The 2,309-nt window shown below is 65.8% G+C and carries 1 protein-coding gene; it reads left to right on the top strand.

The genetic code is table 11. From position 1 onward, the window contains the following. Positions 1-2,309 (top strand): TraM recognition domain-containing protein (locus ACFMO7_RS08800; RefSeq protein WP_376795118.1); only part of this gene is annotated, 2,309 nt, incomplete at both ends.

Consider the following 2,309-nt stretch of genomic DNA (forward strand, 5'->3'; position numbering starts at 1 on the left):
CTGCCACGAGATCCCGGATGCCGCGTGGTGGCGCAGCTCGTGCTCGCACCGGCGGGGAACCGCTGGTTGCAACGCCAGCGCCGTCGGATTGAGCAGCTGCGCCGCGAGCGCGCAGGAGCGCAGTCTCATGCTCACGGAGGCATGACCTTGCTGATGGTCCTTGCGCTGAGCCTGCTGGGCCTGGCGTTCTGGTCTGCTCCCTCGCGCTTGTTGACGGTGGGGACGGGCTTGCAGCCAGGGCTGCTGGCTGCGCTTGGAGTCAGTGCCCTGCTGCTGCTGTTTCAGGGCTGGGTCTCCTGGCAGCGTCACAGGGAGCTGGACCTGCTTTGGCTCGACCGGGAGCCGCTGCGCCAGCAGGCCTTTCGCGTGCAACTGCGGCTGCTTGCTATCAACTCGCTGCCAGAAGACCCCTCACCAGGATCTCCACAAGGAGGCTGGCGTCGGTGGTGGCAGCGCTGGCAGCAAGCGCACCAGGCCGCCGTGAATCGGCGTGCTGCCTTGTCTCAGCTCCTTGCGGCCTATCGCCAGTTTGAATGGCTCGGAGCCACGGTGCGGCCTCACCGGATTCCTCCCTGGCAGTTGCGCCGACTCCTGCGGCCCGGGGGGTGGCGAGGCCCGCGCCTGCGCTGGTACGCATGGGACCTGCTGCCGGTCTCCACGGTGGGTGCGCTCTGGCATGTCCCGGCCCAGATGCGTGCCGAGATCTCCCCGCTGCTCACACGCCACTCCCACCGGATCATGCCAGTTGGGCCGGCTCTTGCCAGCCGCCCCGGGCGGCTGGTGGCCCGGGCCTTCCTGGGGCAGGAGAGTGTCTCGGTGCCCTGGCCCTCCGAGATCCTGGCGGGCCATCTGCTCGTTGTGGGGCGGAGCGGGGAAGGCAAGAGCACCGCACTGCTCCAGCTCGCTTTGGAGGCACTGTCCCAGAATCAGGGACTGATCCTGATCGACCCGCATGATCTGGTGGACCAGCTGCTGCCACTCATTCCTCCGCAGCGGGGAGATGAAGTCATCCTGCTCGACCTGAGCGATCCGGATGCTGTTCCCGGCATCAATCCGCTTGATGTCCACTTCTCGCCCGTGCGGGACAAAGCCGTCGCCGACCTGCTCGCCTGCTTCCGCGAGATCTGGGCAACGAGCTGGGGGCCACGCATGGAGGCGGCTTGCGAGGCCGCCTTGAAGCTGATCTACAGTGTGAACCAGCAGCTCGTGACGGAAGGAGACGAGCGACAGCTCACGCTGCTGGAGGTCCTGCTCGTGCTCTCCAGTGATCGCGTCCGCAACCGTCTGCTGCGCCTCCTCCATCGGCCAGATCCCTTCTTGATTCGCTGGTGGCAGATCTACTTCGAGCCTCTCAGCCTGTTCATGAGGCTCGAGCGCGTCGACCCCGTCTTAACGAAGTTCGCCAAATTCGAGGCCGTCACTCCGCGACGCATTCTGGGGCAGAGCCGCTCCTCAGTGCATGTACGGCAGTGCCTTCAGCGGGTGCTCCTCATCAAGCTGGCACCCGGCGTTGTGGGAGAGGATATCGCGCGTCTGATTGGGGCCACGCTGCTGAACTTACTCGGTCTCTTTCTGCAGGAGCAGCCAGCCGGACGCCGCAGGACGATGATCATCGTCGATGAATTCCAGTTCTTCCTGGGAGTGCGCTGGCAAATGCTGGCAGAGCTGCGAAAATATGGGGCGAATTTTGCTCTGGCCACGCAATCGCTAGACGCCTTTCGGCACACCTGGCAGGAGCGCAAGCTGCTGGCCCAGATCTTTTCCAATATCCAAAGCCTTCTGGCTTTTGCCGGCAGCGCGGACGATGCCCAGACGCTCGCTCCCGAATTGGGAATCACGGCGGAGGACCTGCAGAGCCTCCCGCGCCATCACTGCTACGCCCGGTTACCCGTCGCAGGAGAACGCATCACCTGCTCGCTCCAGTTGCTGCTGCCCGACGCAGCGGACCCGGCCCTGGCCGAGCGCATCCGAGCCACCAGTCGCGAGCGCTTCTGTCGTCCGGTCCAGGAGATTGATCGAGAGCTGGCCGAGCGGCAGCAGTGGCTGCTGCTTGGGGCAGAAGGCACACGGGTCGCCCGCGCTCCGTCAGGCGCTGAAGACCCTGTCGCCGGCGAGCCAGCTCAGGAGCCAGAGGGCGATTCGGCAGGGGGCACGCTCGTGCGTGATTCCCTCGCTGCAGGAGAAGGACGAGAGGAGGCCCCTGCTCCCAGCCATTCCCGAGGAGGGCCCAAGCGAGGCCGCAAAGGGCTGCGCAAGCGCACTGAGGCCGGCTCGTTCAGGCCAGTCCATCGACAGGGACAGGTGCGTCC

It is taken from the genome of Thermogemmatispora sp. (assembly GCF_042408735.1).
Lineage (GTDB): Bacteria > Chloroflexota > Ktedonobacteria > Ktedonobacterales > Ktedonobacteraceae > Thermogemmatispora.